This is a genomic window from Rothia sp. P6271, assembly GCF_048512995.1.
Taxonomy (GTDB): domain Bacteria; phylum Actinomycetota; class Actinomycetes; order Actinomycetales; family Micrococcaceae; genus Rothia.
On sequence record NZ_JBLXXV010000002.1, the window covers coordinates 105399 to 130944 of the forward strand.

Genomic DNA, 25546 nt, shown 5'->3' on the forward strand with positions numbered 1-25546 from the left:
CCTTATGCAGGAGAATGTACATACTATGAGTGAAAACATCAAAAATGATGTTGAGGTGAATGAAACCGAAGCGGACTCATCATCACAAACCGTGTCAGAGGATAACTCGTTAACACTGGATTTAGAAGAAACTCCAGTAGCAGAAGAAACCTCTGAAACTGAAACGCAAACTCCCAAGACTGAGGAAGAACACACCTCAGAACTTGAGAATTCTGAAGCAGAAGATTCTTCTGAAACAGAAGCTGAGCCAGAAGAAAAATCTCAACCTAAAACACAAAAAGAAATTCTCGCAGAAGAACTCAAAAACCTTACTGCTGCAGCTTCAACCTCAAATCTGCTGTTCTTCTCACCAAATCTTGAAGAAATTGCGGAAAAGACGCGTGCAGAACGTGAAGCTCGCCGTGAAGCGCTTGAAGCAGAACGCCGTCAACGTCGACTCGCAGAAATTAATCTTGACGACGACGAAGTTACTTCGCGGCGGCGGCGTCGTCGCCGCCGTGGAGAGCAAGATATCGAAATTGAAGGTGGTACTGAAGGCGATCCTGAAAACACCGTCACCAAGGTACGCACTCCACGCCTATCAGACTCACACACCACCAACCGTGTCACCGGAGTCCGTGGCTCTACTCGCCTTGAAGCTAAGAAGATTCGTCGCCGTGAATCACGCCATTCAGGACGTCGTCAACGCGGTATCACCGAAGCAGAATTCCTCGCGCGCCGTGAATCTGTTGAACGCCAGATGATTGTCCGCCAAAAAGATGACCGAATCCAAATTGGTGTTCTCGAAGACGGTGTACTAGCAGAGCATTTTGTCTCAAAAACTCAACAAGATTCTCTCATCGGTAACGTCTACCTTGGTAAGGTTCAGAATGTTCTTCCTTCCATGGAAGCAGCCTTCATCGACATCGGACGTGGACGAAATGCAGTACTCTACGCCGGCGAAGTTAACTGGGATGTCTCCGGATTAGAAGGCACTCCACGAAAAATCGAAAATGCCCTCAAATCAGGTGATTCCGTACTTGTACAGGTCACCAAAGACCCTGTAGGCCATAAGGGCGCTCGTTTGACGAGCCAGGTATCGTTACCAGGACGTTTCTTGGTATATGTTCCTGGCGGTTCTATGACCGGCATTTCCCGTAAACTGCCCGATACCGAACGCGCTCGTCTTAAGAAAATTCTCAAGGATAAACTCCCCGAAGGTGCCGGCGTTATCGTGCGCACTGCTGCTGAAGGAGCTTCTGAAGATGAGCTCACACACGATATTAATCGTCTGCGTGCTCAATGGGAAGATATCAAGAACCTTGCTGAAGCGCCCAAAACCTTGGCTCCTGAGATGTTGTATCAAGAGCCAGATTTGACCATTAAGACCGTTCGTGATGTCTTCAACGAAGATTTTAGTGCCATGGTTGTTCAAGGAGACTCTGCGTGGGACTCTATTGAAGCTTACTTAACTTATATGGCACCGGATCTCGTAGACCGTCTACAACGCTGGGATAACGAAGAAGACGTTTTTGAGCACTACCGTATTGAAGAACAACTTCATAAAGCTCTCGATCGTAAAGTTTTCTTGCCTTCTGGCGGTTCTTTGGTCATCGATCGGACCGAAGCGATGACGGTTGTTGACGTTAACACCGGAAAGTTCATCGGCTCTGGCGGAAACCTCGAAGAAACCGTTACGAAAAATAACCTTGAAGCAGCTGAAGAGATTGTTCGTCAGCTACGTTTGCGTGATATCGGCGGAATCATCGTCATTGACTTCATCGACATGGTTCTAGAATCAAATCGCGAATTGGTTTTGCGTCGTCTGGTAGAGTGCCTTGGCCGTGACCGCACCAAACACCAAGTTGCTGAAGTGACATCTTTGGGTCTGGTACAGATGACACGTAAACGTATGGGAACTGGGCTACTTGAAGTGTTCTCAGAAGCTTGCGAGCACTGCTCTGGACGCGGACTACTTGTTCATGACCAACCTCTTAAAGGACGCTCCGGCGGCGCATCAGACTATATTCATCGTTATGAACGTACCGATCGTGAAGATCGTCGCCGTGCTCGTCATCAGAAGTCTGCGCGTATCCGCGAATCTCATGTTGAGACTCCTGCAGAAGAGTCCAACCTTGAACAGGAACATCGTGAAGAGTCTCGTCGCGCCGCAGTTGCTTCTATTGCTGCTGCAACACATGAAAATGACTCTTCTGAAGAATCCTTCGAACCTAAGAATCATCGTAAACGGAAACGTCGTAAAGCCTCACGCCGTGATGAGGATACGAAGAATACCGAACCGTTAGAGGACTCATCAGAGTTGGTGCTGACTATCGGTGGGGAAGTCGTTGAACTTCCTCATGCGCATGATCATGTAGAAGAACAGGAGTCTTCACCGGAAGATTCCTCCTTCACCTTGGAGTCTTTGGAACAAATCTTTGACTCTAAAGAGGGGCAACAGCCTAATTCCACTGATATCAATGAGTCTGACAATGATGAAGACGTTTCTTCCCGTTTTACTCAAAACTCAGAGCGTTTAGCTGCCATTCAGGCGGGGGAGGCGCGAGCTCGTGCGGCACAAAAAGCTGGACGAGACGTGCAACGTAAAGAAGAGCAAGACTCTGCTCAGAAAGACGATGCTCCGGTGAAGCGTCGTCGTTCTCGTCGTGCTTCTGCACCGGTATCTTCTGCTGGAGCATCGGTGGCAGTGAGCGTATCTACGGGGGCTAAAGCACAAGAGGTTCAGGAGCCTCGAGTCACTGGTGTTGCCCAACCTGGTCGCCAACAGTCTGTTGAGGAAGGAACTGCTCAAGAGGGCAAAGTTTCTGAACAATCTGCTGAGAATATGCCAGCACCTCGCAAGAAGCGTCGTTCTCGTCGTGTGGTAAGTGCTGGTGTAGGTTCTGCGGTTATGCGTCAAGAACTCTCAGAAGGGCATGCAGCTAAAAGTGTTGTTGCTTCTGTCACCGAAGTTTCAACGACTTCATCGCACGAAGAGCATACGGTAATGCTTGGTGTTGGTGTTTCAGCTGACCAGATTAAGCGTGAGGGACAATAATCCTATCGTTTTAAAACGCTAAAGAGGTGGTGTGCTTCAGATGGAGCGCACCACCTTTGTTTTATCTGCTTGTAAAGAAGAGTCATAATCGTTGTCTTCGCTGAAAACTCTAGCTGGTAGAAGCTATTTTTTCTAGGCTAGGTTTAAGCACTTTTACTATAGGTGCGTGAATATCAGGACACGGGGTGCTCTCTGTTGAGAGCTGAGAAAAACCCGCAGAACCTGCTCTTGTTAGTACAAGCGAAGGGATGTCGATTTTATGGGCGACACTTTAACATCACATAGTCTTTCTACCCAAAAACGTGAGTATCCACGGGTGCTTACCATTGCCGGTTCTGATTCTGGCGGTGGGGCGGGTATCCAAGCCGATTTAAAATCTATTGCAGCCCATGGCGGGTATGGTATGAGCGCTATTACTGCGTTGACTGCTCAAAATACTCGTGGTGTGCAACAGGCCTTTTTCCCTCCTGCACAGTTTCTATCCGAACAGTTAGAAGCAATTAGCGCTGATATTGATATCGATGCTGTCAAGATTGGCATGTTGGGAACTTCTGAGGTTATTACTGCGGTTCGTTCATGGTTACAGAAATATCGTCCTCCTATTGTGGTATTAGATCCTGTCATGGTAGCTACAAGTGGAGATTCTCTAGCAGAAGAAGAATCCGTATCAGAGCTTTCTTCATTATTTTCTTATGCTGATGTCATCACTCCTAATGCACATGAGATGGCTGTCCTTTTAGGTGAAGACGCTACGGAGCAATGGGAAGTGCTATGTTCTCAGGGGCAGCGCCTAGCTGATCGTCATGAGGTTGCAGTTCTTGTTAAAGGTGGCCATTGTTCAGGGGAGTGGACTTCTGATGCGCTGATGATGCCAGGTCATAGTGAACCAGTATGGGTTGGATCCTCTGAACGTGTGCAGGTTCGCACGACACACGGTACTGGTTGTTCTTTCTCTGCTGCTTTGGCTACCGAGCTTGCGCGTACAGGATGTTGGCAAACGGCCTTGGAACGCGTCAAGCGGTGGATTACTGGGGCTATTAAAAATGGCGAAAAACTTGATGTTGGTGGCGGCAACGGGCCGATTGACCATTTTTATCATGTTCATTCTGTAATCTCTGAACAAAGTGCGCGACTAAGCGACCTTGATAGGTACCTTCTGCATGCACAGGAGGTCGATATGGTTCGGTTGCGTGAGAGCTTTTCTGAATATGTATGGGAGTTAAGTACCTCTATCAGAGAACAGGTTAACAGCTGTCCTTTTGTTGAAGGTCTTGGTAATGGGTCTTTATCTCAGGACGCTTTTATTTATTATTTAGACCAAGATGGTTTATATCTTAAGGAATATTCTCGGGCGTTAGGTCAGGTTGGTATCGCTGCGTCAGATACTGAATCACGGATGTTCTTTGCTCATGGGGCGGTGGAGGCTGTTGAAGTTGAATCTGAATTGCATCGTCGCTGGGTGAGCCGTTTTAGTGATTCTGCGTATGTTACGGGTATCCCAAGTGCGACGACAGAGGCTTATACCGATTTTCTTCTAGCGCGTACTGGTGAAAGTTATGGTGTTGGTGCGGCTGCTGTTCTACCGTGCTATTGGTTATACGCTGAGATTGGGAAAAACTTATATACTGCTTATCAGGAGTATGAGGGAAAGCACCCCTACGGGGAATGGCTTGAAGCGTACTCTTCGGAGGAGTTTCAGACATCAGCTCAGCAGGCTGTGAAGTTCGTCAACAAAATAGCTAGAATAGTGCCAGATTACGAGCTTATCTGCATGAAAAACGCGTTTTTGAGGGCTTGTTGGCTAGAGCTACGTTTCTTTGAAGAACCAATTTCGGCGTGTCACTTGCCCTTGCGGGGGTAGTTGTCGTAGTCTTGTCTTTCGGTGCTTCTTAAGTTCGTTTTACACGTTCGAACCTGAGGGAGATACCACTGGTAGGAAACTACTAGATATGCTCGATGAGCGCGAATCCTTAGAAAGCTCAAGATTCAACGAGAAATCTTCTCAGAGTCTTGTTGCACTACATGTTTTGGTACCAGGATCTGCGCTCTTTCGAAAAATTGTTCAATATAAAGACGTCGAGAGAAGTGAGTTCCCAAGTGGCATACGCGATTGTCCGCGCTGGCGGCCGCCAGGAAAAGGTTTCCGTAGGAGACCTCGTTACCCTTGACCGCGTCGCTGGCGAGCCCGGTAGCACCATTGAGCTACCTGTACTGCTGCTGGTAGATGGGGACAAGGTCACTGCAGATGCAAAGACCCTGGCTTCCGCCAAGGTAACTGCTGAAAAGATTGAAGACCTCCGCGGTCCTAAAATCGTTATTCAGAAGTACAAGAATAAGACCGGTTATAAGAAGCGTCAGGGCTTCCGCGCAGAACTTACTACCGTTAAAATCACTGCGATTAACGCGTAAGTTCCCAACGTCCCGGATTTTCACATAATCTTTTACCTAAGGTAGGCACAGATGGCACATAAGAAGGGCGCAAGCTCCACCCGCAACGGCCGTGACTCTAACCCCCAGTACCTCGGTGTTAAGCGCTATGGCGGTCAGACCGTCAACGCAGGCGAGATTATCGTCCGCCAGCGCGGCACCCATTTCCACCCCGGCAACAATGTTGGCCGTGGCGGAGATGATACTCTGTTTGCTTTGGCAGCAGGTCAGGTTGAGTTCGGTACCCGTAAGGGCCGTAAAGTTGTCAACATTCTCGAAGTAGCTGAGTAATCTTAGCTATTACAGAATGAATAGAAGAGGGCATGCACACCTTGTGTTTGCCCTCTTTTGCATATAGTAAGCTGTTAACCTTCAGAGGTATAGCGTTAAATATCAAGACACTATTGTCAATAGGCGAAATATACGAGAAATAGTGTCTCAACGAAACAAGGAGAATTTTTCGTGGCAGAATTTGTTGACCGCGTTGTACTACATGTATCTGGTGGCCATGGTGGCAACGGTTGCGTATCTGTTCGTCGCGAGAAGTTCAAACCACTGGGTGGGCCTAACGGCGGTAACGGCGGTAACGGCGGAGACGTTATTCTCACCGTTGACGGGCAGTCCACTACTTTATTGGAATATCACCATACTCCACACCAGCGTGCCCCTCATGGAGATATTGGACGAGGCGATATGCACCATGGGTTTAACGGGGAAAATCTCGTACTATCAGTACCTGAAGGAACCGTCGTCAAAGATAAAGATGGCAACGTTCTTGCGGACTTATTGCACGTTGGCGATGAATTTATTGCTGCCCGCGGGGGACAAGGCGGACTAGGGAACGCTGCCTTAGCGTCAGCAAAGCGTAAAGCACCAGGATTTGCTTTATTGGGTATCCCCGGTGAAGAACGCGATATCGTTCTCGAACTCAAATCAATTGCAGATATTGCCCTTGTCGGTTTTCCATCAGCGGGTAAATCTTCGCTGATTGCAGCTATCTCTGCTGCTCGCCCTAAAATTGCTGATTACCCTTTTACCACCCTTATTCCTAACCTCGGTGTAGTACAAGCTGGTGACGTTCGCTATACGGTAGCGGACGTTCCTGGCCTCATTGAAGGTGCTTCAGATGGTAAAGGGTTAGGACATCGTTTCCTGCGCCATGTTGAACGTTCTTCTGCTCTTGTTCACGTCATCGACTGCGCCACTTTAGAGCCGGGCCGTGACCCTATCTCTGACTTTGACATTATTTGCGGTGAACTTGAAAACTACGAAGTTGATCCGACCGCTGGTGTGACAGTTCCTTTGCACGAACGCCCTCAAATCGTTGTGTTGAATAAAATTGATGTGCCTGAAGCTCGTGAATTGGCTGATTTTGTTCGTCCTGAATTTGAAGAGCGCGGCTACGAAGTATTTGAGATTTCTACTGCCTCGCATGAGGGGCTACGTCAACTGACTTTTGCGATGGCAAAAATTGTTCAAGAAGATAGAGACCAAAGAGCTGCAGAAAAAGAACAAGCTGGTGAAGATATCGCGGTGATTCGTCCTAAAGGATTCCGCCATCGTAAACAGCAAGAATTCATAATTCGTCGCGAAGAACGAAACCTTGAGCCATTGTTCCGTGTGATTGGTAAGAAACCTGAAAAATGGATTTTACAGACAGACTTTAATAATGATGAAGCTGTCGGCTACCTTGCTGATCGTTTTGCTCGTCTGGGTATTGAGGAAGAACTCTTCAAACAGGGTGCTCGCGCTGGAGATGCTGTTGTGATTGGAGAATCAAACGATTCTGTTATCTTTGACTGGGAACCTACGATGGTTGGCGGTGCAGAACTTCTGACCTCTCCTCGTGGAACCGATGTGCGTCTTGAAGAAATTGTTCGTCCGACCCGTGCTGAGAAACGAGCTGAGTACAAAGAACGTATGGACGCTAAGGCTGCTGCTCGTGCAGAGCTTGAGGCTGAAAGAGCAGCGGGGGTTTGGACAGAATCTGTTGATGCTAAGAAAAAAAATAGCTAATTTTCTGGGCTTTCTTTGTCGTATAAGAGTGTCTTCGCAGAGCGCATAATTGCTAAGATTCTATTTTCTCATTGGTGTTATCTCACATTAAGAGTGAGATAACAGGTAGCATATGAGTGGGCTTTGAGCCTGCACCGCACAATAATACTTTGATGGAAGGAACTTCGAATATGCGTGAGGCACTAATTTTAGCGAGTGAACACGGCGAACACGCTGAACATCTTGTATATGGCATCCCAACCTATGTGTATCTAGCATTAGCTGTGATTGCCTTTACCGTAATGTTCTTTATTTGCATTTCTTTTAGTGGTCGTGGTCTTGTTCGTCCTGAACATGCTCCTAACCATATTGGTAGCGATGAAGTTGAAGCACTTGCTGATTATCACGCAAAGCATGGTCACTAGTCTTTGCGTCTTTGGCTCATGAGCTATAACTTGGTGTAGCTTTCGAGCTGATGAAGCATAGCTTTCATTTCAAGGAGTCCTGTGCAGCAGGAAAATGCTGGTCAACCAGCCCCAAAAAATATGCATTTTCGTGTCCCCGGCCGTACTCGGCTGGGGGTTATGGGTGGCACTTTTGATCCCATTCATCATGGTCACTTGGTGGCAGCTAGTGAGGTTGCTGCTCGTTTAGATTTAGATGAAGTCACTTTCGTTCCGACGGGGTTACCTCTTCAGAAAAGTAAGCAGCGGACGGTAACTCCTCCCGAAGACCGCTATTTAATGACGGTGATTGCGACTGCCTCTAACCCTATGTTTACGGTGAGTCGGATTGATATAGATAGAGCTGGCCCAACGTATACGATTGATACGTTGACGGAGCTACGAGCACAACGTCCTGATTGTGATTTGTTCTTTATCACTGGTGCTGATGCTATGAACCAACTTTTGACGTGGAAAGACGCAGATAAGTTATGGGATCTTGCGTATTTTGTGGGGGTGACCCGTCCTGGTCATGAGCTAGAAAAACCAAAGGTTGATCAACAAAACTATGCGTTGATGGAAGTTCCTGCATTGGCCATTTCTTCAACGGATATTAGGGATAGGGCGATGGCGCAAGCACCTATTTGGTATCTGGTTCCTGACGGTGTTGTGCGATATATCGATAAACATCATCTATATGATGGAAAATCTTTGGATGAAAAGAATACGTTAGAACCGTAAAAGAATTCTGCTCATGCGTTATCGTGCAGAGAATTGGTCTTCACCATAGGTTTTCTAAAATGTTGGTATCTTTTACTGTTCAGTATTGCGCAAGAGAATAAACAAGACACCAACACAGAAGTAGCAGCTGTTCTTTTCTTATGAACATATAATGAGATAAAGATCGTGCTGCACTATAGTAGTTGGTAAAATCTTCAAAAGAATATTATCTATTTGATGCTAATAGTTTGAGGGGAATCAGTGACAGAACATAACGCTGAGGAACAGAAAGATTCAGTCGAGGACTCTTACCTCTTCGAATCCTTTGTGACCGAAGACGGAATTGAGGTTCCGCCTCCTACTCGCCCTATGGGGCCACGTCGTCTTGCGCGTTATCGCATTGATGCCGCAGCATATTTGCGTGCTTTACGCGACGGAACTGAATTGCCTGAAGAACCTGTTGCATACATGCCAGCTACCAAGGTTAGCTCACCTGAAACATCGATTAGTGATGAGGCTTTGTCTGTTCAACAACGCTTTTCTGCGTTAGCTGAACAAGGTGACATTCGCGCTCATGATGATTTAAACGGCGAACAGTTCACTGGCGAGAATGATACGCGTGCAGATGTTGGCGTGATAGCAGCTACTCCCGGTGAAGAGGTTTCTTCCTTGCCATCAGAAGGCGAGCAAGAAGATACCCCTGATGCTTCTACGCATGCTGTTTCTGCAAGTGACTATTCTTTTGATGATGAACTCGTCAGCGTAGAAGATTTTGATGACTCCAAAACAACTGATGCGTTAGTGGCGGATGTTGACGAGCCTTCTCTTTCAGACGCTTTATCTGAATCAACATCTGAAGATGAAGTAGAAGAATACCGTGAAGAGCCAATCCTGCCCAAGCCGGTGGCAGCGGTAGATGCACACGGCTTAGATTTAGAATCTTGTGACTATCATCTGTCAGAAGATGTCTCTTCTGCTGGGGAAGAGGATTCTCTTGTGCAGCAGACAGAAGATTCTAATACTTCTATTCCGTGGGAAGGTACTCTTTCGTCTTCTGCGCAGGAAGCTTCCGTAGATTCTGCTGGGGCTGAAGAAACAGCCTTGACTCTAGAAGATACTGTAGAGTCTGAGGAAGAGGAAAGTTTTGTGGGAGTCCTTCCTATTGCAAGGAAAGATACTTCCTCTGAACCAACAAACTTTGCTGACGACGTTGCCTCTATCGCTCAGAAAACAGCTAAAGGGCAAGAAGCTCTTAGTCAGAGTTCTGTTGTAGAGCAAGAGACATTGAGTATTCGTGAACAGCTTGCTGCTTCAAGTGCGGAACATCATCATGACGCTTCCTCGCCAGTAAATGTAGAAGATTCCGAGAATGTGGATTATTCAGCACCTGAGAATGCAGAGAGTGAAGTAGAGTCTTCTTCTAAGATTTGGCTCTTTATTGTGCTGGCTCTTGTTCTTGTGGCTGTTATTGCTGTATGGTTTGTATTCTTTCAGTAATTTTTATTCTTAGATGATTCGTATCCTCGGTTTTAGTGGATATGAAGTGTCATGAAAGGACACGATGACTGCTTCCCCTCGATCCGTCGAAGCATTGAAAATTGCGGCTCAAGCTGCTGAGGACAAACAAGGGACAAACCTCTTTGCTGTAGATACTGCCGAGAGAATGGGCCTTATTGATGGGTTCCTTGTTGTTTCTGCGCATAATGAGCGCCTTGTGAACGCCATTGTTGATGCAGTGGAAGATGACCTTCGTGAAAAGATGGACATGAAGCCCACTCGGCGTGAAGGCCGTTCTGGTAGGCGTTGGGTTCTTCTAGATTTTGAAGATATCGTGATTCATGTTCAGCATGAAGAAGACCGTGCTTTCTATGCTCTTGATCGTTTGTGGTCTGACGCTCCGCGTATTCCCCTTGGGTTAGAAAGCGAAGCGCCAGCGTTAGAAGAGGTCGACCAAGAAAAAGATCAGCAAATGATTCGTGAGGATGAGCTCTAAAGCTTGATGTCATCTTTCTTGCAGAGGCTAAACGTAGAGCAAGCATACAGTTTGAGGTAGTTTAGCTTCTGTAAGAGGGTCTTTGGAGACAAAGAATCATAGCAAAAATCTTCTCAAGATATTTGCCTCCTATCTTTTTTGTCGTGTATGATAGATGAGTACTTTGGTACAAGAAAAATATATATGGGGATATGGCGCAGCTGGTAGCGCACTTGCATGGCATGCAAGGGGTCAGGGGTTCGAGTCCCCTTATCTCCACTAGTTTATGATTTAGCTACATCAGTTTATTGAAGCGCGTATAAAATATTTTGGGAAGTCTATTTAATTTATGGGTGTTATTTGCTGCGAGGTAAGTAGTTACCCGCACAAGGCTTAGTTTTAAAATTTATTATTTGTGTATGTAAAGTGTTGTTGAGCTATCGAAACGTTGTTTTATATGGTAATAAATATAAATTGGAATGTTTTTATTCTGTAGCATATATATTATATAAAATACACTTAATGTAAGTCTAAATTTATTTAGATAACCCGTCTATATTCAGTACTGATTCGCATTTTAGAAGTTATTTTAGGGGAGACTTTGATTCCGTTATTAAAACACCCTCAGCTTTCTAGTTGTCTTCCAAGAGGAAAATATAGAATTTGGAGTTTTGTTATTGCTCTCATTGGATTCTTTTGGTTGCTTACCCCTCGACTTCAAGGTGTCTATATCGACCATTTACATAAAGAAGATGGAAGCATCTTCCTTAGCGAATCCCTAAAAAATGGAGGTGATTTGTTTAACGTTTATACAGGATACCTCCATGTTTACCCGCGAGGGATTGCTAACATTTGTAGTTTGAACAACCCTGAATACTTCTCACATTGTACAGCGCTCTCGGTTGCTGCTATACGTGTTGCTCTCTTCTTCCTCTTACTGATGCTTTTGAACCCTTATGTAAAAAATGTTTGGTGGGCAATTGCAGCCGCAGCTTTAGTTATATTTGGTGGATCTGGACAGCAAGAAGTTCTTGGTAATATTACAAATCTTAGGTGGTTTTTAGACGTAGGAGCCACGGCAGCACTATTGGGAAGTTTTACAACGATACCTGGAATTCTATTAGCATTATTTCTCATGATTGGTGGAGCCCTTTCAGACCCCCTAACCATTGCTTTGCTTCCTATCGCTCTTTGGCGTCTTATTGTTCTTCCTGCTAGGGCAAAAATAGTTCCGCTAGTATTCTTCCCTATAATCTTGATTCATATTATGTTACTAGAACCGCATGCTAGGACTTCAGTGATACTAGACTTATTGTCGGCTCCTATAACTTTTCTAAATGCTCTAGTTGTACGTGGAATGACAGTTCCTTTAACTGGAGAATCAGCTGCTCAACTTTCGGTGCTATTAGTTGGGGCTTTCCTTACTTCTCTAGCTACAGTAACTATCTTCGTCTACACGGTTTGGACTTGTTATAAACAGGCTCCCCTGCCAACAAAAATTATGTCTTTCCTGTTGTTTTCTGCGGGAATTCTATTTCTAACGGCAACAATGAATTTTGCAACTTTAGATATTATTTCTGTGAACAATGGAGTAGCAAAAGCCTCTCGTTATTCATTAATTGCTTCAATATTCGTTCCTGCTTCTATTTTAATTCTATTGAGTTGGGCGGAAGAAGGGCTGTACCAGAAAATATCAAAAATAGTATTTTGTGGCTTGCTGGTTGTCGGATCTTTAGTGGATTCACGAGGTGATGAGTGGTCTACTCGAGGTCCTTCTTGGAGTGAAACGGTACAAGAGGTTCGTAAGGAATGTGCAAATGCTAAACTTGAGACAGTGAAAGTTCCAATTACCCCTCAAGGTGTACCAAAAGAGTGGTCAGCTACTTTGACTTGCAAATGGGTTACTTCTTACTAGCATTTGGTTATATTTTTAGTGTAAAAACAAGTATTTTGACGTGGGAAAAGTAAAATTTATTGACGAACTGTCGCAAAATACCTGAAATATACCCCGTATTTTACTCGGAACACGCTATATTTTTGGGTATGGCTAATAAATCAGTTTTCGCTTCAATTGCATTGGTCGCAACGGCTCTACTTAGTGGTTGCGCTGAAGGATCAGTTCCTGGTCTTACCATCGAAAAGACCTCAGGTTTCGAAGAAAATCGTGACTTCGTGGTTATTGAGACAGAAGTGGTCACTGGCAATGCAGAAATCGGTGAAAAGCCACAACCTGGTACAGCGCGTTTCTTTATCGATCAGAAAGAATTCTCTGGTAACGAACATTCTTTTGGCGCAGAGCCAACTTTCTACCGAGTTAACGCAGACGACATTCATGACTTATCAGGTCATGTTATTGCGGTATCTGTTTATGCTAAAACACCTGAAGAGACTGTTCGGTGCGCTATCAAATCGATGGGAATTTTTGAGCCTGTAGAATCTGCTGAAGCAGAAGGTGAAGGTGCTGCCCACTGTGTTTTGACAATGCACTAAAAGAAAAACTTTTTAATGGTGTGAAGGTTCGTTATAAGACGAATCTTCACACCATTGTTTCGTTAATGTGAAAAACTAGAGGTATGGATTCATTAGGCACTCAAGACCTACGTCAGATGGCGAGTGAAGCAGCTGATGGTGCTGCTCATCTGGGATATCGTATGGCGGGTTATATCCACCAATGGAGAGAAAAACGAGCGCGCAGAGCAGATAAAGAACCTGTTTTTGTTCCTAGCGTTGGCTATGGCACAACACGCTGGGTTCGTGTCCTAGGGCGAGCACTCTATAAAACTGATCTCTTCGAAAAGTTTTTTGATGCAGGGCATGATGATGCGCCCGAACAAAAAATCCGTGGTTGGCGTTCTTTCACCGCAATAGCGATTGCTCATGCTGAAGTGTCGGTTCAGATTGGTTCACAGACATTCTTATTGCGAACAGACCGTGGCGGTGTACTAGACGCACAACTAGAAATCTCTCTAGAACCTGGTTTACATCAGGTGATTATGTCAGTTCTTGGGGGAGAGAGCGCAGAAACAACTGTGTATGTTGTTCCACCAGACCAAAAAATTGGTGTTATTTGCGATGTCGACGACACTGTCATGGTGACAGCTCTTCCTCGTCCGCTCCTAGCTGCGTGGAACTCTTTTGTTTTGAATGAGCACGCTCGTATTCCAACTCCCGGTATGTCTGTTCTTTTAGATCGTATCCACCGTGAACATCCTCATGCCCCGTTTATGTACCTATCAACGGGGGCGTGGAATATTACGCCTACATTACAACGTTTCCTGTCCCGTAACGCTTACCCTAAAGGAACATTTCTGCTAACTGACTGGGGCCCGACCCCTGAATATTGGTTCCGTTCCGGTACAGAACATAAGGTGGATTCGCTTAAGCGTCTTGCTGCAGAATTCCCTGAGATGAAGTGGATTCTTATTGGGGATGATGGGCAAAGAGATCCTGAGATCTATAGCGGGTTTGCGGTGCGTTACCCTCAGAATGTTGCCGCTATCTTGATTCGTAATTTGACGATTGGTGAGTCTGTCTTAGCTTCTGGGCGGGTATGGGGGGATAGTCGCGCTCAAGAAATTACTAAAGGTAAGAGTTGGTCTGAAGCTAATGACGGAGCGAGCCTTATTCGTGAATTGCAAAATAGAGGGCTTCTCAAAGACTAGAGGTGCAATTCGAGCTACCTAGTATTTGGGGCGTTGAGTCGTGTTTGAAGGTTCTACAAGAGGGGTTAAGAAGCTCCTGTAAAAGGCTGCTTGACCCCTCAACGGGGGATGTGATATTTCATCCTAGGCGACACACCAAGAGCAAAAAAGCGTTAAAAATTTCTCTCAGAAGTGCCGGTAACAGCAAAGTTCAGGTTTGGGTTGAATCTCCTCCGTTGAGAACACGGGGCGCATTGGTGACACCTTTTTGCCGGTGTGTTAGAGACCTCCAAAAGGAGGGTGTCTAGACAGGTGTTTAAATGGAATTGTGGATAACTGCCATAAGCCCTATAAATAAGCGAAAAATGCTGTGGATTAAGAGAAATGGCGAGTAGACCACACTATCTAGGGTATCTAGAAGTCCTCGCACACTAGATGTAGTATTAATCCGTTCGTTGCTCACCGACTTGATAAACACTAGTCTTCAAAGAGCTCACCACAACGAACCCATAATCTATAGCCCTACGACGAGAACCTATCGCCACCTGCTGGTGATACCAAGGAGATAACAATGTCAGTAACGGTGTACACTAAACCGGCTTGTATGCAGTGCAATATGACATATCGTGCACTAGAGAAAAACGGTATCGAGTACAACATCGTAGACATCACCGAAAACGAGCAAGCGCTCGAAGACATCAAAAAACTCGGTTATCTCCAAGCCCCCGTCGTTATTGCTGGAGACCAACACTGGTCAGGCTTCCGCCCAGATCTCATCAGCTCCTTGAGCGCATAAACCTTTGAACCTCGCATCACCTCTGGCTCATCACCGCACCCTAAACCGCATAGATAAGGTTGGAGCTTCTCATGGAACAACAAACACGCGAAGCAGACTCCACCGTGACCACCACATCTGGTAGCCCTCTGGTTGTTTACTTCTCATCGGTTTCTGAAAATACTCATAAATTTATTCTCAAAACAGGGGTTCGAGCTATACGCTTACCTCTAAAAACTAGCGAAGAGACACCACGAGTACACGAACCATACGTACTCTGCGTTCCGAGCTACGGCAGACCCGGCGGATCAGGCTCTGTTCCACCGCAAGCCACAAAGTTTCTTAACGTTCCAGAAAACCGTGCCCTAATGCGCGGAGTCATAGGAGCGGGAAACACCAACTTTGGTTCACTCTACTGCGTCGCCGCAGATATTGTGTCAGCAAAATGTCAGGTTCCTGTCCTCTACAAATTTGAGCTGATGGGAACACCCGAAGACGTCACTAACGTTCAAGAAGGATTGGAAAAATTTTGGATTCAAAACTCCCTGTGCCCGGCATGAGCCACGAACCTGGACACGAAGATCCCACCGTGCCAGAAAAGTTCCGCGGACTTGGATATCACGAACTCAACGCTCTTCTCAACCTTTATGATGAAGACGGACAAATTCAGTTTGACGCTGATCGTCAAGCCGCACGCCAATACTTTCTCCAGCACGTCAATAACAACACCGTTTTCTTCCACGACTTGGAAGAAAAAATGGACTACCTCGTCAAACACCAATACTATGAAGAACGCATCTTTGAGATGTATGACTTCGAGTTCATTAAATCTCTTTCTAAATTGGCGTACTCCAAAAAGTTTCGGTTTCCTACCTTTTTGGGTGCATTCAAGTTTTATACCTCATACGCTCTCAAAACCTTTGACGGTCAGCGCTACCTAGAACGCTTCGAAGACCGCGTTGTCATGGTCTCATTGCTCCTTGCTGAAGGTAACGAAGAACTAGCCGTCAAAATTGTTGAAGAAATCATCTCCGGACGATTCCAACCAGCAACCCCAACCTTCTTAAACGCAGGTAAAAAACAGCGTGGCGAGCTCGTCTCTTGCTTCCTCCTTCGTGTTGAAGACAATATGGAATCCATCGGACGTTCCATCAACTCCGCTTTGCAACTATCTAAACGTGGCGGCGGTGTTGCTTTCGCCTTGACAAACCTTCGTGAAGCTGGTGCACCTATCAAAAAGATTGAGAACCAGTCCTCTGGTGTCATCCCCGTGATGAAACTTCTTGAGGATTCTTTCTCCTACGCAAACCAGCTAGGTGCTCGTCAAGGTGCTGGTGCAGTATACCTGCACGCTCACCACCCCGACATCTACTCGTTCCTTGACACCAAGCGTGAAAACGCGGACGAAAAAATTCGTATTAAGACGCTCTCTCTCGGTGTTGTTATCCCCGATATCACTTTTGAGCTGGCAAAGAAGAACGAGGACATGTACCTCTTCTCTCCGTACGACGTTGAACGAGTATACGGCAAACCACTTTCTGATATTTCTGTCACCGAAAAGTACTACGAGATGGTCGATGACGCCCGCATTAAGAAAACCAAGATTAACGCCCGTGAATTCTTCCAAACTCTCGCAGAAGTACAGTTCGAATCCGGATACCCCTATGTCATGTATGAAGACACCGTTAACCGTGCAAATCCCATTGACGGTAAAGTCATCATGTCAAACCTCTGCTCAGAGATTCTTCAGGTATCAGAACCGTCCTATTACAATGCTGACCTAGGATACGAGACCATTGGTAAAGACATCTCTTGTAACCTTGGCTCTCTCAACATTGCGTTGACGATGGACGGCAAAGACATCGGATCAACCGTTAACGCGGCAATTCGTTCTCTTACCGCAGTATCTGACCTTTCAGATATTCGTTCCGTGCCCTCTATCGAACGCGGTAACTCGATGAGCCATGCCGTGGGACTTGGCCAGATGAACTTGCACGGTTATCTTGGCCGTGAACGCATCAAATATGGTTCAGAAGAAGCTCTAGACTTCACCAATATCTACTTCTATACGGTCACATACCACGCGATTCGAGCCTCAATGGAAATTGCGCGTGAACGCCAAGAAACCTTCGTTGGCTTTGAGAAATCAAAATATGCTAGCGGAGAGTTCTTCCAGAAGTACATCCAACAAGAATGGGAACCTGCAACTGAACGCGTGCGTGAACTTTTTGCAGGACACAGCATCCCCACCCAAGAGGACTGGAAAGCTCTTGCAGCTGATGTTGCACAATACGGTATGTACAACCAGAATCTTCAGGCTGTTCCGCCTACAGGTTCTATCTCATATATCAACGGTTCAACATCTTCCATCCACCCAATCGCCTCAAAAATCGAGATTCGTAAAGAAGGTAAGCTTGGGCGCGTCTATTACCCAGCTCCTTACCTTTCAAACGAGAACATCGAATACTATGAGGACGCATACGAGATTGGGTACGAAAAGATTATTGACACCTATGCTGTGGCAACACAACACGTCGATCAAGGCCTTTCACTAACGCTGTTCTTCCGTGATACAGCTACCACTCGTGACGTGAACAAGGCACAAATCTACGCATGGCGTAAAGGCATCAAGACGATCTACTACTCACGTATCCGACAGATGGCTCTTGAAGGAACAGAAGTTGAAGGTTGCGTTTCCTGCATGCTCTAATGTCGCTGTGCGCGCATAAACTATGATGGTGTGGGGTAGTAGCACTCGAACTGCCCCACACCAGAGCAACAACACATACATCACATGAGATTGTGAAGAACAGTTCATCGATAAGGAGAACACAATGATGATGAGCGAAAAGGTGAAACTGATTCACCACGTTGAAGCTATTAACTGGAACCGTATTGAAGACGAAAAAGATCTTGAAGTGTGGGATCGCCTAACCGCTAATTTCTGGTTGCCTGAGAAAGTTCCACTTTCTAACGACGTTCAGTCGTGGAAGACGCTCACTCCTGAAGAACAACAACTCACCATGCGAGTCTTCACAGGCTTGACTTTGCTCGATACCATTCAAGGTACTGTTGGTGCAGTTTCTTTGCTACCTGATGCTGTGACTTCCCACGAAGAAGCGGTGTACACCAACATTGCGTTCATGGAATCAGTCCACGCGAAATCATATTCTTCAATCTTCTCGACGCTTGCCTCAACTAAACAGATTGACGAGGTGTTCCGCTGGTCTGCAGAGAACGAACACTTGCAGAAAAAAGCAAATATTGTGATGGACTACTATCAAGGTGAAGACCCCTTGAAGAAGAAAGTTGCTTCTACATTGCTAGAATCTTTCTTGTTCTACTCTGGTTTCTACCTTCCGATGTACTGGTCTTCCCACGCGAAGCTCACGAACACTGCTGATTTGATTCGTCTGATTATCCGTGATGAAGCCGTCCACGGATACTATATTGGCTACAAGTTCCAGCGCGGTCTAGAAAAAGAAACTCCTGAGCGTCAGCAAGAACTCAAGGACTACACCTTTGACTTGCTCTATGAACTGTACGAGAACGAAGTTCAATACACTCATTCTCTCTACGATTCTGTGGGCTTGAGCGAAGATGTTAAGAAATTCTTGCACTATAACGCTAATAAAGCGTTGATGAACCTTGGGTACGAAGCAATGTTCCCTGCATCGGTAACAAATGTTTCCCCTGCTATCCTTTCGGCGCTGTCTCCTAACGCTGATGAAAACCATGACTTCTTTTCTGGGTCTGGCTCTTCATATGTTATTGGTAAAGCTGTTAACACTGAGGACGATGACTGGGATTTCTAAACCAGTTTGAAGAGGTTAAAACTCATGGTGGTGTGCTTTCTATCTGAACGGGAGGAAAGCACACCACTTTTCTTAATCTGCAGAAGACATCGGATATCTTGTGTCTTGCCCGAAGACACCATGCGTTTTATCAGCGATGATAGAGATAAATATATTGTTGATATGAGGTTAAGAGGTCTGTGCTGTGCGTATTATTCTTGATACTGAACGCCCTGGAGAACATATTCATCCGTTCTCAGAGTCCGTGGAGTTCTTACGACGTGTTGCGTGCGGAGAAGATGAACAGACACTTCGCCTCTATCGTCCTGCACCAAATATGGCGTTTGGGCGACGAGACAAACATAATCCTTCTTTTGAGGATGCAGCTGAAGCCTCTCGCCGTTTAGGGTTTTTACCGCAGGTGCGACCTGTGGGCGGTCATGCTGCTGCTTATCATGCGGGTTCTTTAGTGATTGACCATTTTGCGCCCTCTGCTGATGCTATTAGTGGGAACAATCGTCGTTTTGAGTTTTTTGCACAATTTTTTGTTCAAATACTTTCTTCGTTAGGTTTTTGTGCAGAAGTGGGTGAGTTGCCGGGGGAGTATTGCCCTGGAGAATATTCAGTGTTTATCCATGCTGGAGAAGGAGAGCGTCTCAAAATTGTTGGCACAGCTCAGCGCGTTGTTTCTGGCGCATGGTGGTTTAGCACAGGGATCGTGGTAGAAGATTCTGCTCCGTTGAGAAAAGTTACCGCAGAAGTCTACCGGCATTTAGCGATACCTTTAGAGCCGAATACTGTCGGGGCGTTGAGCGATGTTATTCCTCAAATCAAGGTTGAAGATGTTGAGGACGCTGTCCTTGAAGGGTATGAGAAGTTCTGGACAGAAAGCATTATTGAATCCCGTAGGCTATAAGATTATGGGGTAATTCATAGAATGCGTTTGCCTTATGCGGGTAGGAATGTGTCGTCCTGAGGTGTCCAGCGTTGCCATCCAAGGGTGAGGTAGAGAGCAAGCGCTGCAGCATTTGTTTCGTTGATGTGGGTGCTTGCAGCCTCATGATGTTGCGTGTGCATCACATCAAGTGCATAGGTAATGAGTTCTTCGGCAATTCCTTCACGGCGTCGTGAAGGTGCAGTAATAAGTTCTAGTAGCGTAGGGGTGTTTTCTGGACCGTTGTGGTCTAGACGGTTTTTGAGGCTGAGGAGAACAGCAACTGCTCGACCGTTATCGTCGATGAGGATGGGGGAGGCTTCGGGGTAGAACTCTCCGTGTGTTCCGTTGAGTATCGTTTCTACGTAGTGTTGGGCGTTTTCTTGGGTGGGGAAAGTTGATTCATCGTATGCGCTAAAGAGGAGACGCGCAATGGCTTCATAATCTTCTTGGCTGGTAGGGCGTAGGTTGAGACGCTGAGGTGATTTGCACAGTGGAGTGATGGTGTTGGTGATGAGGGTGATGTACTTTTCCATGGCAAGTCCTAAATGTTGTGGGCAACGTCATGTATGTAAACAATCTAACGGATATTTCTCTTAAGCGGAATAGCCCATCGGTGGTGTCTTCGTGATTCTAAAACGTGGTGGGTGATAAGGACTAAGTCCTTATCACCCACCACGTTTTAGCATGTGTGTTAGCTATATGTTTATGCTGCGTGGTTGCATGTTGCGCACTGGCAGTTTTCGCAGACGCAGTTGACGCAAGCATCTGAGCAGTCGCCACATTCACATGCTGCGTGGTTGCATGTGGGGCAGTTGCAGTTGTCGCATTCGCAGGTTGCACAGCTGTCGTTGCAGTCGCCACATTCGCAGGTAACGCATTCGTCGTAGTGTCCATCGTGTTCACGGTGTACATGGTCGCCGTGGATGTAGTCTACGTGGTCGTGGTGGATGACTGCGAGGTGGCCACAGTTTGGTCCGTGGGTGTGTGCATGTGCTTCTGATTCGCGGTGTAAAGTTGCGGTGCTCATGAGTTATTCTCCTTGGTGTGTTCGTAGACATCGTTAATGATGTGCGTGACGTGATGGTCCGCTACTTCGTACATGATGCTACGTCCTGTCTGTGTGCTGGTAATAACTCCAGCTTCTTTGAGGATTTTGAGGTGGTGGGAGACGAGAGGTTGCGAGACTCCCATACAGGTGAAGAGTTCGCTGACGGTGTGTGACCCTTTGGATAGATGATGTGTCAAAGCTAAACGCAAAGGGTGTGCTAACGCTGCAAAGAGTGCAACGGAGCCACTGTACTCTGTTTCCCACGTCTTCTCGCTATCCATAAAAGAAATTTTATATAAAGATTTCTTTGTGGGTCAAGGGGTTGTTCGATAATGTATAAAAAAATTTTTATAAATGTTAGACACTCCACAAGACACTAGCCTTATCACATGAACTAAGAGCTATAACAACACTAAAAAACGCATGTACACTAAAGACAATGTGCGCTCTTGTACCGCGCACAGTAGATACCGAGCATGCCCCTAGTACGGGCGTGCACAACACACAAACAAGGAGACAGATGTCTGTCGCACATATTTCTGTAGACGTTGCCGGAGAAAAACGCACCATTGAAGACGGCACTACAGCCGCCGAACTCTTCACCGAAGACCGTGATATTGTCGTTGCCCGTATTAACGACAAACTCGTAGACCTCTCAACACCCCTACACGAGGGCGACTCTATCGTCCCCGTCAGCATCCACGAACAAGAAGGTCTAGAAGTCCTCCGTCACTCCGCCGCGCACGTCATGGCTCAAGCAGTCCAAGAGTACCGAAAAGACGCAAAACTCGGCATCGGACCATATATTACCGACGGCTTTTACTTCGACTTTGACGTTGAAGACCCCTTCACCCCTGAAGACCTCAAAAAAATTGAGAAATTGATGATCAAAATCATCAAATCAGGACAAAAATTTGTACGCCGCGTTGTGACCCAAGAACAAGCAACGCAAGAAATGGCGCAAGAACCCTACAAGCTCGAATTGCTGAGCCTCAGCCAAGGTCCCGGTTCTGGGGCTGACGCAGCAGAAGGCGCCTCCGTAGAAGTCGGCGCCGGCGATATCACCATCTACGACAACGTTCACCCCAAAACTGGGGAAACCGTATGGCGTGACCTCTGCCGTGGCCCGCACCTACCCAACACAAAACTTATCGGAAACGGGTACGCCCTCATGCGTGCAGGTGGAGCCTACTGGCGCGGTTCTGAAAAAAACCCCATGCTCCAACGCATTTACGGAACTGCATGGCCTAGCAAAGAAGAGCTTGTAGCCTACAAAGAACGTATCGCAGAAGCTGAACGACGCGACCACCGACGACTAGGAGAAGAACTAGACCTCTTCTCCTTCCCTAAAAACATCGGCCCCGGTCTACCCGTCATCCACCCCAAAGGTGGCATTATCAAACGTGAGATGGAAGACTACGTACGCACACGCCACATCCAAGAAGGCTTCCAATACGTCAGCACCCCTCATATCTCCAAAGAAGACCTGTTCTACACCTCTGGGCACCTGCCATACTACTCAGACGGTATGTTCCCCTCCATGGAACTCGATAACGGAAACTACCGTCTCAAGGCCATGAACTGCCCCATGCACAATGAGATTTTCCGATCACGAGGACGCTCCTACCGAGAGCTACCATTACGACTATTCGAATTTGGAACCGTCTACCGTGACGAAAAATCAGGTGTACTACAAGGACTCACCCGAGTTCGTATGATTACCCAAGACGACTCACACAGCTACGTCACTAAAGAACAAGCACCCGATGAGATTCGTCATCTGCTCAAATTTATGCTCAGCCTGCTAGAAGATTTCGGTATGACAGACTTCTACCTCGAATTGTCTACCCGAGACACAGAAGGCGATAAAAAAGACAAATTTATCGGCACCGACGAACAATGGGAACAAGCAACAGCAGTCCTTGAACAAGTCGCCTCCGAAACCGGTCTAGAACTTGTACCAGATCCAGGTGGAGCAGCATTCTACGGACCTAAAATCTCCGTACAAGCGAAAGACGCCATCGGCCGTACCTGGCAGATGTCTACTGTTCAATATGACTTCAACCAGCCACAACGATTCGGGTTAGAATACCAAGCCTCAGACGGAACACGTCAAGAACCTGTCATGATTCACTCTGCAAAGTTTGGATCTTTTGAACGTTTCCTTGGCGTACTCACCGAACACTATGCAGGTGCATTCCCCGCATGGCTATCGCCCGTACAAGTTATTGCTGTGCCAGTGGCAGAAGCCTTTAACGATTACATGGCAGATATTGCTACCAAGCTTCGAGCTGAAGGGGTTCGCGTAGAAGTCGACTACGGAACAGATCGATTCCCCAAGAAGATCCGTACCGCCTCCAAAGAGAAAGTACCCTTTATTCTCATTGCTGGTGGAGAAGACGCAGAAAATGGGGCAGTGTCGTTCCGCTACCGTGATGGCTCCCAAGAAAATGGTGTGCCCGTAGCAGAAGCTATCCAACGCATTGTTGAACACATCAAGAACCGTGTGAACGAAGACCCTCGCGCAACAACTGAAACACCGGCAGAATAGAAGAAAAACCTATACAGCCAAGACATCTCATGTGTTGAAACTGTCGCTCTTGTAAAGAATCCTTCCGACAAGGAAAAACTTTACAATAGCGACAGTTTGCTTTAACACAGCAGACAGGAGGAAAAAACCACCGCTAAAATAGAGAACTATGACACATAAACTATTGCAAGCATCATCAGATATCGGGGGATACCCACAACTAGCCTCCACCACCAGCTATGACATACACCAAGCGTTAGAAGAAGCCGTACAGGCTCAAAAACTTGCGTGGAACAACATCTGTGCAAATAGCGAAACCCCAACCTTTGCAAATACTATTGAACCGTTAGAAGACAGCTACCGAGAATTCTCACGAGCAACAGGCATCTACTACACGTACCTGTCCTCTATGGGAACACCAGAAATACTAGAACTCAGCGAATACTGGGAACCCAAACTCGCCGAACACACAACCGCCATGGCGAATAACGAGCCTCTTGCTACTCGCATCGCCAACGTCGAAGAGCAAAACCTCACCTCGGCACAACAACGAGTGCTCAAGCTCTGGAAAGAAACATTCACCGACGCAGGAGCATACCTCAGCAAAGATGCACAACAACAGCTCGCAGCACTCGACGCCGAACTAGCAAAACTGAGTGCAGAATTCTCTAAAGCACTGCTGACCGGAGCGCAACAAGCAGCACTTCTCATTCACGACGAAGAAGAACTTGCAGGACTCGACGAAAGCACCCGAGAACGTCTTGCCCTCAACGCCGCAAAGAACGGACACGAAGGAGCGTTCCTTCTACCTCAAGATCTCTTTGCAGCACCGGCACTTCTTGAATCACTAGAGAACCCCGCGACCCGCGAAAAATATTATGCAAACTCCATCAACCGTGGACGAGCACACACTCGCGATGCCGGTAGCGCAGATACACCACAAACCATCCAAACTGGCGCAAAAATGTCATACCTGCGAGCGCAACGAGCAGCACTCTTCGGAGCAAAGAACCACGCAGAACTGACCATTCGCCGAGCTGTGGCACAAAAATCTGATGAAGCATTAGCGATGCTTGAAAAAATGTTGCCACAAGCATTAGCAAACTTCCGTAAAGAACTAGAAACCATGGCAGAAGTTGCGGGAGTGCCTGTTGAAGACATCCATGCTGCTGACGTACCTTACTACCTCAAACGTGTGGCAGAAGAAAAATATCGTGTCGATATACAAGCTCTACGACCCTACTTTGAGCTTAACTCTGTAGTAGAACGAGGCGTCTTCTACGCCGCCGAAACTCTTTACGGAATCAGCTTCACCGAACACCCCGAACTATCGAGTTATTACCCTGATATGCGGGTGTGGGACGTCAAAGACGAGAACGGCACTCTTATCGGTATTTTTGCTCTTGACCCGTATGCTCGCGCCACCAAACAAGGTGGAGCATGGATGAACGACCTCGTACCACGTGATGAACGCATCCAACAAGTGCCAGTAGTGCTCAACACCCTCAACATTGCAGAACCTGCTGAAGGTACGCCGGCATTATTAACCCTTGATAATGTACGGACACTTTTCCACGAATTTGGCCACGCACTACATTCCTTGTTAAGTACCGCTAAGTATCCTTCTGTTGCTGGTACGAACGTTCCCCGTGACTTTGTTGAATATCCCTCACAAGTTAATGAGATGTGGATGTTCCACCCAGCAGTAGTAGGGAACTACGCACGCCATATTGATACAGGAGAAACACTCCCACAAGAACATATTGATGCGCTACGCGCTAGCGAACAGTGGGGAGAAGGATTTGCCACCAGCGAATATCTAGGAGCCGCCCTCCTCGATATGGCATGGCACACCCGCAGCATTGAAGACGGGCTCATCGACAGTTGTGAAGATGCTAAAGCCTTTGAAGATGAAGTGCTCAAACGTTATGGCTTCGACCAATACCCAGTATCTCCGCGCTACCTTACCGGAATGTTCAAACACATCTTTGGTGGAGGATACGCCGCCGGATACTATGCTTACATCTACTCCGAGATGATGGACGCAGAAACTGTTGATTGGTTTGAAGAATCCGGGGGAGCAACCCGCCACAACGGTGAAACCTTCAAAAACGCTATTCTCGCAACAGGAAATAGCCAAGACCCGGCAGAGTCCTTCCGACAGTTACGAGGACGAGACCCACGAATTGAACCATTATTACGTCGACGTGGACTACTTGAAGAATAG

22 protein-coding genes, 1 tRNA gene and 1 riboswitch are annotated in these 25546 nt (G+C 46.7%); of the genes, 20 read left to right on the top strand and 3 right to left on the bottom strand.

What is annotated here, in order from left to right; all coding sequences use genetic code 11:
* Positions 1-25: 25 nt before the first annotated feature.
* From ACN08X_RS02840 to ACN08X_RS02925, 18 genes are all read left to right on the top strand, one after another.
* Positions 26-3037 (top strand): Rne/Rng family ribonuclease, encoded by a 3012-nt coding sequence (locus ACN08X_RS02840; RefSeq protein ID WP_419107835.1) that lies wholly within the window; start codon positions 26-28, stop codon positions 3035-3037.
* A 171-nt stretch (positions 3038-3208) separates the two neighbouring features.
* Positions 3209-3303, top strand: a riboswitch (TPP riboswitch).
* Positions 3297-4898 (top strand): bifunctional hydroxymethylpyrimidine kinase/phosphomethylpyrimidine kinase, encoded by a 1602-nt coding sequence (locus tag ACN08X_RS02845; RefSeq protein ID WP_419107836.1) that lies wholly within the window; start codon positions 3297-3299, stop codon positions 4896-4898. (Overlaps the previous riboswitch by 7 nt.)
* 236 nt (positions 4899-5134) lie before the next feature.
* Positions 5135-5446 carry a 50S ribosomal protein L21 gene (gene rplU / locus ACN08X_RS02850; RefSeq protein ID WP_419101641.1) on the top strand — a complete coding sequence of 104 codons (312 nt, stop codon included), beginning with the start codon at positions 5135-5137 and terminating at the stop codon, positions 5444-5446.
* Positions 5447-5497: 51 nt separating this feature from the next.
* Positions 5498-5755: a 50S ribosomal protein L27 gene (gene rpmA / locus ACN08X_RS02855; protein WP_419101340.1), complete on the top strand. Its 258-nt coding sequence runs from the start codon at positions 5498-5500 to the stop codon at positions 5753-5755.
* A gap of 171 nt (positions 5756-5926) precedes the next feature.
* A complete protein-coding gene (gene obgE / locus ACN08X_RS02860) occupies positions 5927-7480 on the top strand; it encodes a GTPase ObgE (RefSeq protein WP_419107837.1) in 1554 nt (517 codons plus the stop codon).
* A 170-nt stretch (positions 7481-7650) separates the two neighbouring features.
* Complete coding sequence (locus ACN08X_RS02865; protein ID WP_419101338.1) at positions 7651-7884, top strand: hypothetical protein; 234 nt, start codon at positions 7651-7653, stop codon at positions 7882-7884.
* 120 nt (positions 7885-8004) lie between these two features.
* Positions 8005-8643 (top strand): nicotinate-nucleotide adenylyltransferase, encoded by a 639-nt coding sequence (gene nadD / locus ACN08X_RS02870; RefSeq protein WP_419101640.1) that lies wholly within the window; start codon positions 8005-8007, stop codon positions 8641-8643.
* A 240-nt stretch (positions 8644-8883) separates the two neighbouring features.
* Entirely contained in the window at positions 8884-10119 is a 1236-nt protein-coding gene (locus ACN08X_RS02875; RefSeq protein WP_419107838.1) for a hypothetical protein, read from the top strand.
* Positions 10120-10183: 64 nt separating this feature from the next.
* Positions 10184-10615 (top strand): ribosome silencing factor, encoded by a 432-nt coding sequence (gene rsfS, locus ACN08X_RS02880; protein WP_419107839.1) that lies wholly within the window; start codon positions 10184-10186, stop codon positions 10613-10615.
* Positions 10616-10800: 185 nt separating this feature from the next.
* Positions 10801-10873: transfer RNA gene (locus ACN08X_RS02885), tRNA-Ala, on the top strand.
* Between the two features lie 322 nt (positions 10874-11195).
* Positions 11196-12509: a hypothetical protein gene (locus ACN08X_RS02890; RefSeq protein ID WP_419107840.1), complete on the top strand. Its 1314-nt coding sequence runs from the start codon at positions 11196-11198 to the stop codon at positions 12507-12509.
* A gap of 128 nt (positions 12510-12637) precedes the next feature.
* Positions 12638-13084: a hypothetical protein gene (locus tag ACN08X_RS02895; RefSeq protein ID WP_419107841.1), complete on the top strand. Its 447-nt coding sequence runs from the start codon at positions 12638-12640 to the stop codon at positions 13082-13084.
* Positions 13085-13167: 83 nt separating this feature from the next.
* Positions 13168-14256, top strand: a complete 1089-nt coding sequence (locus ACN08X_RS02900) for an App1 family protein (RefSeq protein WP_419107842.1) — start codon at positions 13168-13170, stop codon at positions 14254-14256.
* Between the two features lie 550 nt (positions 14257-14806).
* Positions 14807-15031 (top strand): glutaredoxin-like protein NrdH, encoded by a 225-nt coding sequence (gene nrdH / locus ACN08X_RS02905; protein WP_419101333.1) that lies wholly within the window; start codon positions 14807-14809, stop codon positions 15029-15031.
* A 71-nt stretch (positions 15032-15102) separates the two neighbouring features.
* On the top strand, positions 15103-15570 hold the full coding sequence (gene nrdI, locus ACN08X_RS02910) for a class Ib ribonucleoside-diphosphate reductase assembly flavoprotein NrdI (RefSeq protein WP_419101332.1): 468 nt from the start codon (positions 15103-15105) through the stop codon (positions 15568-15570).
* On the top strand, positions 15567-17720 hold the full coding sequence (gene nrdE, locus ACN08X_RS02915; protein ID WP_419101639.1) for a class 1b ribonucleoside-diphosphate reductase subunit alpha: 2154 nt from the start codon (positions 15567-15569) through the stop codon (positions 17718-17720). The genes nrdI and nrdE overlap by 4 nt, the downstream gene beginning before the upstream one ends.
* A 106-nt stretch (positions 17721-17826) precedes the next feature.
* Positions 17827-18825 carry a class 1b ribonucleoside-diphosphate reductase subunit beta gene (nrdF, locus tag ACN08X_RS02920; RefSeq protein WP_419101638.1) on the top strand — a complete coding sequence of 333 codons (999 nt, stop codon included), beginning with the start codon at positions 17827-17829 and terminating at the stop codon, positions 18823-18825.
* Positions 18826-19009: 184 nt separating this feature from the next.
* Positions 19010-19720, top strand: coding sequence for a lipoyl protein ligase domain-containing protein (locus ACN08X_RS02925; RefSeq protein ID WP_419107843.1), 711 nt, complete (start codon positions 19010-19012; stop codon positions 19718-19720).
* Between the two features lie 32 nt (positions 19721-19752).
* Here ACN08X_RS02925 and ACN08X_RS02930 read toward each other — a convergent pair whose 3' ends face one another.
* The 3 genes from ACN08X_RS02930 to ACN08X_RS02940 all read right to left on the bottom strand — a co-directional run bounded on the left by ACN08X_RS02930 (position 19753) and on the right by ACN08X_RS02940 (position 21070).
* The gene (locus ACN08X_RS02930) at positions 19753-20274 is read right to left on the bottom strand and encodes a GNAT family N-acetyltransferase (RefSeq protein ID WP_419107844.1); all 522 of its coding nucleotides are present in this window, start codon (positions 20272-20274) and stop codon (positions 19753-19755) included.
* Positions 20275-20444: 170 nt separating this feature from the next.
* Positions 20445-20768 carry a hypothetical protein gene (locus ACN08X_RS02935; RefSeq protein WP_419107845.1) on the bottom strand — a complete coding sequence of 108 codons (324 nt, stop codon included), beginning with the start codon at positions 20766-20768 and terminating at the stop codon, positions 20445-20447.
* Positions 20765-21070, bottom strand: coding sequence for an ArsR/SmtB family transcription factor (locus ACN08X_RS02940; RefSeq protein WP_419101328.1), 306 nt, complete (start codon positions 21068-21070; stop codon positions 20765-20767). The genes ACN08X_RS02935 and ACN08X_RS02940 overlap by 4 nt, the downstream gene beginning before the upstream one ends.
* A gap of 239 nt (positions 21071-21309) precedes the next feature.
* On the opposite strand from ACN08X_RS02940, the gene thrS reads away from it, so the two are divergent.
* Positions 21310-23340, top strand: a complete 2031-nt coding sequence (gene thrS, locus ACN08X_RS02945) for a threonine--tRNA ligase (RefSeq protein ID WP_419107846.1) — start codon at positions 21310-21312, stop codon at positions 23338-23340.
* A gap of 148 nt (positions 23341-23488) precedes the next feature.
* Entirely contained in the window at positions 23489-25546 is a 2058-nt protein-coding gene (locus ACN08X_RS02950) for a M3 family metallopeptidase (protein ID WP_419107847.1), read from the top strand.

What these genes read in the sequence shown, in the direction of transcription:
- ACN08X_RS02840 (WP_419107835.1), top strand. Translation starts at nt 26, where the DNA reads ATGAGTGAAAACATCAAAAATGATGTTGAGGTGAATGAAACCGAAGCG.
- ACN08X_RS02845 (WP_419107836.1), top strand. Translation starts at nt 3,297, where the DNA reads ATGGGCGACACTTTAACATCACATAGTCTTTCTACCCAAAAACGTGAG.
- rpmA (WP_419101340.1), top strand. Translation starts at nt 5,498, where the DNA reads ATGGCACATAAGAAGGGCGCAAGCTCCACCCGCAACGGCCGTGACTCT.
- ACN08X_RS02865 (WP_419101338.1), top strand. Translation starts at nt 7,651, where the DNA reads ATGCGTGAGGCACTAATTTTAGCGAGTGAACACGGCGAACACGCTGAA.
- nadD (WP_419101640.1), top strand. Translation starts at nt 8,005, where the DNA reads ATGCATTTTCGTGTCCCCGGCCGTACTCGGCTGGGGGTTATGGGTGGC.
- rsfS (WP_419107839.1), top strand. Translation starts at nt 10,184, where the DNA reads ATGACTGCTTCCCCTCGATCCGTCGAAGCATTGAAAATTGCGGCTCAA.
- ACN08X_RS02895 (WP_419107841.1), top strand. Translation starts at nt 12,638, where the DNA reads ATGGCTAATAAATCAGTTTTCGCTTCAATTGCATTGGTCGCAACGGCT.
- ACN08X_RS02900 (WP_419107842.1), top strand. Translation starts at nt 13,168, where the DNA reads ATGGATTCATTAGGCACTCAAGACCTACGTCAGATGGCGAGTGAAGCA.
- nrdH (WP_419101333.1), top strand. Translation starts at nt 14,807, where the DNA reads ATGTCAGTAACGGTGTACACTAAACCGGCTTGTATGCAGTGCAATATG.
- nrdI (WP_419101332.1), top strand. Translation starts at nt 15,103, where the DNA reads ATGGAACAACAAACACGCGAAGCAGACTCCACCGTGACCACCACATCT.
- nrdE (WP_419101639.1), top strand. Translation starts at nt 15,567, where the DNA reads ATGAGCCACGAACCTGGACACGAAGATCCCACCGTGCCAGAAAAGTTC.
- ACN08X_RS02930 (WP_419107844.1), bottom strand. Translation starts at nt 20,274, where the DNA reads ATGGAAAAGTACATCACCCTCATCACCAACACCATCACTCCACTGTGC.
- ACN08X_RS02935 (WP_419107845.1), bottom strand. Translation starts at nt 20,768, where the DNA reads ATGAGCACCGCAACTTTACACCGCGAATCAGAAGCACATGCACACACC.
- ACN08X_RS02940 (WP_419101328.1), bottom strand. Translation starts at nt 21,070, where the DNA reads ATGGATAGCGAGAAGACGTGGGAAACAGAGTACAGTGGCTCCGTTGCA.
- thrS (WP_419107846.1), top strand. Translation starts at nt 21,310, where the DNA reads ATGTCTGTCGCACATATTTCTGTAGACGTTGCCGGAGAAAAACGCACC.
- ACN08X_RS02950 (WP_419107847.1), top strand. Translation starts at nt 23,489, where the DNA reads ATGACACATAAACTATTGCAAGCATCATCAGATATCGGGGGATACCCA.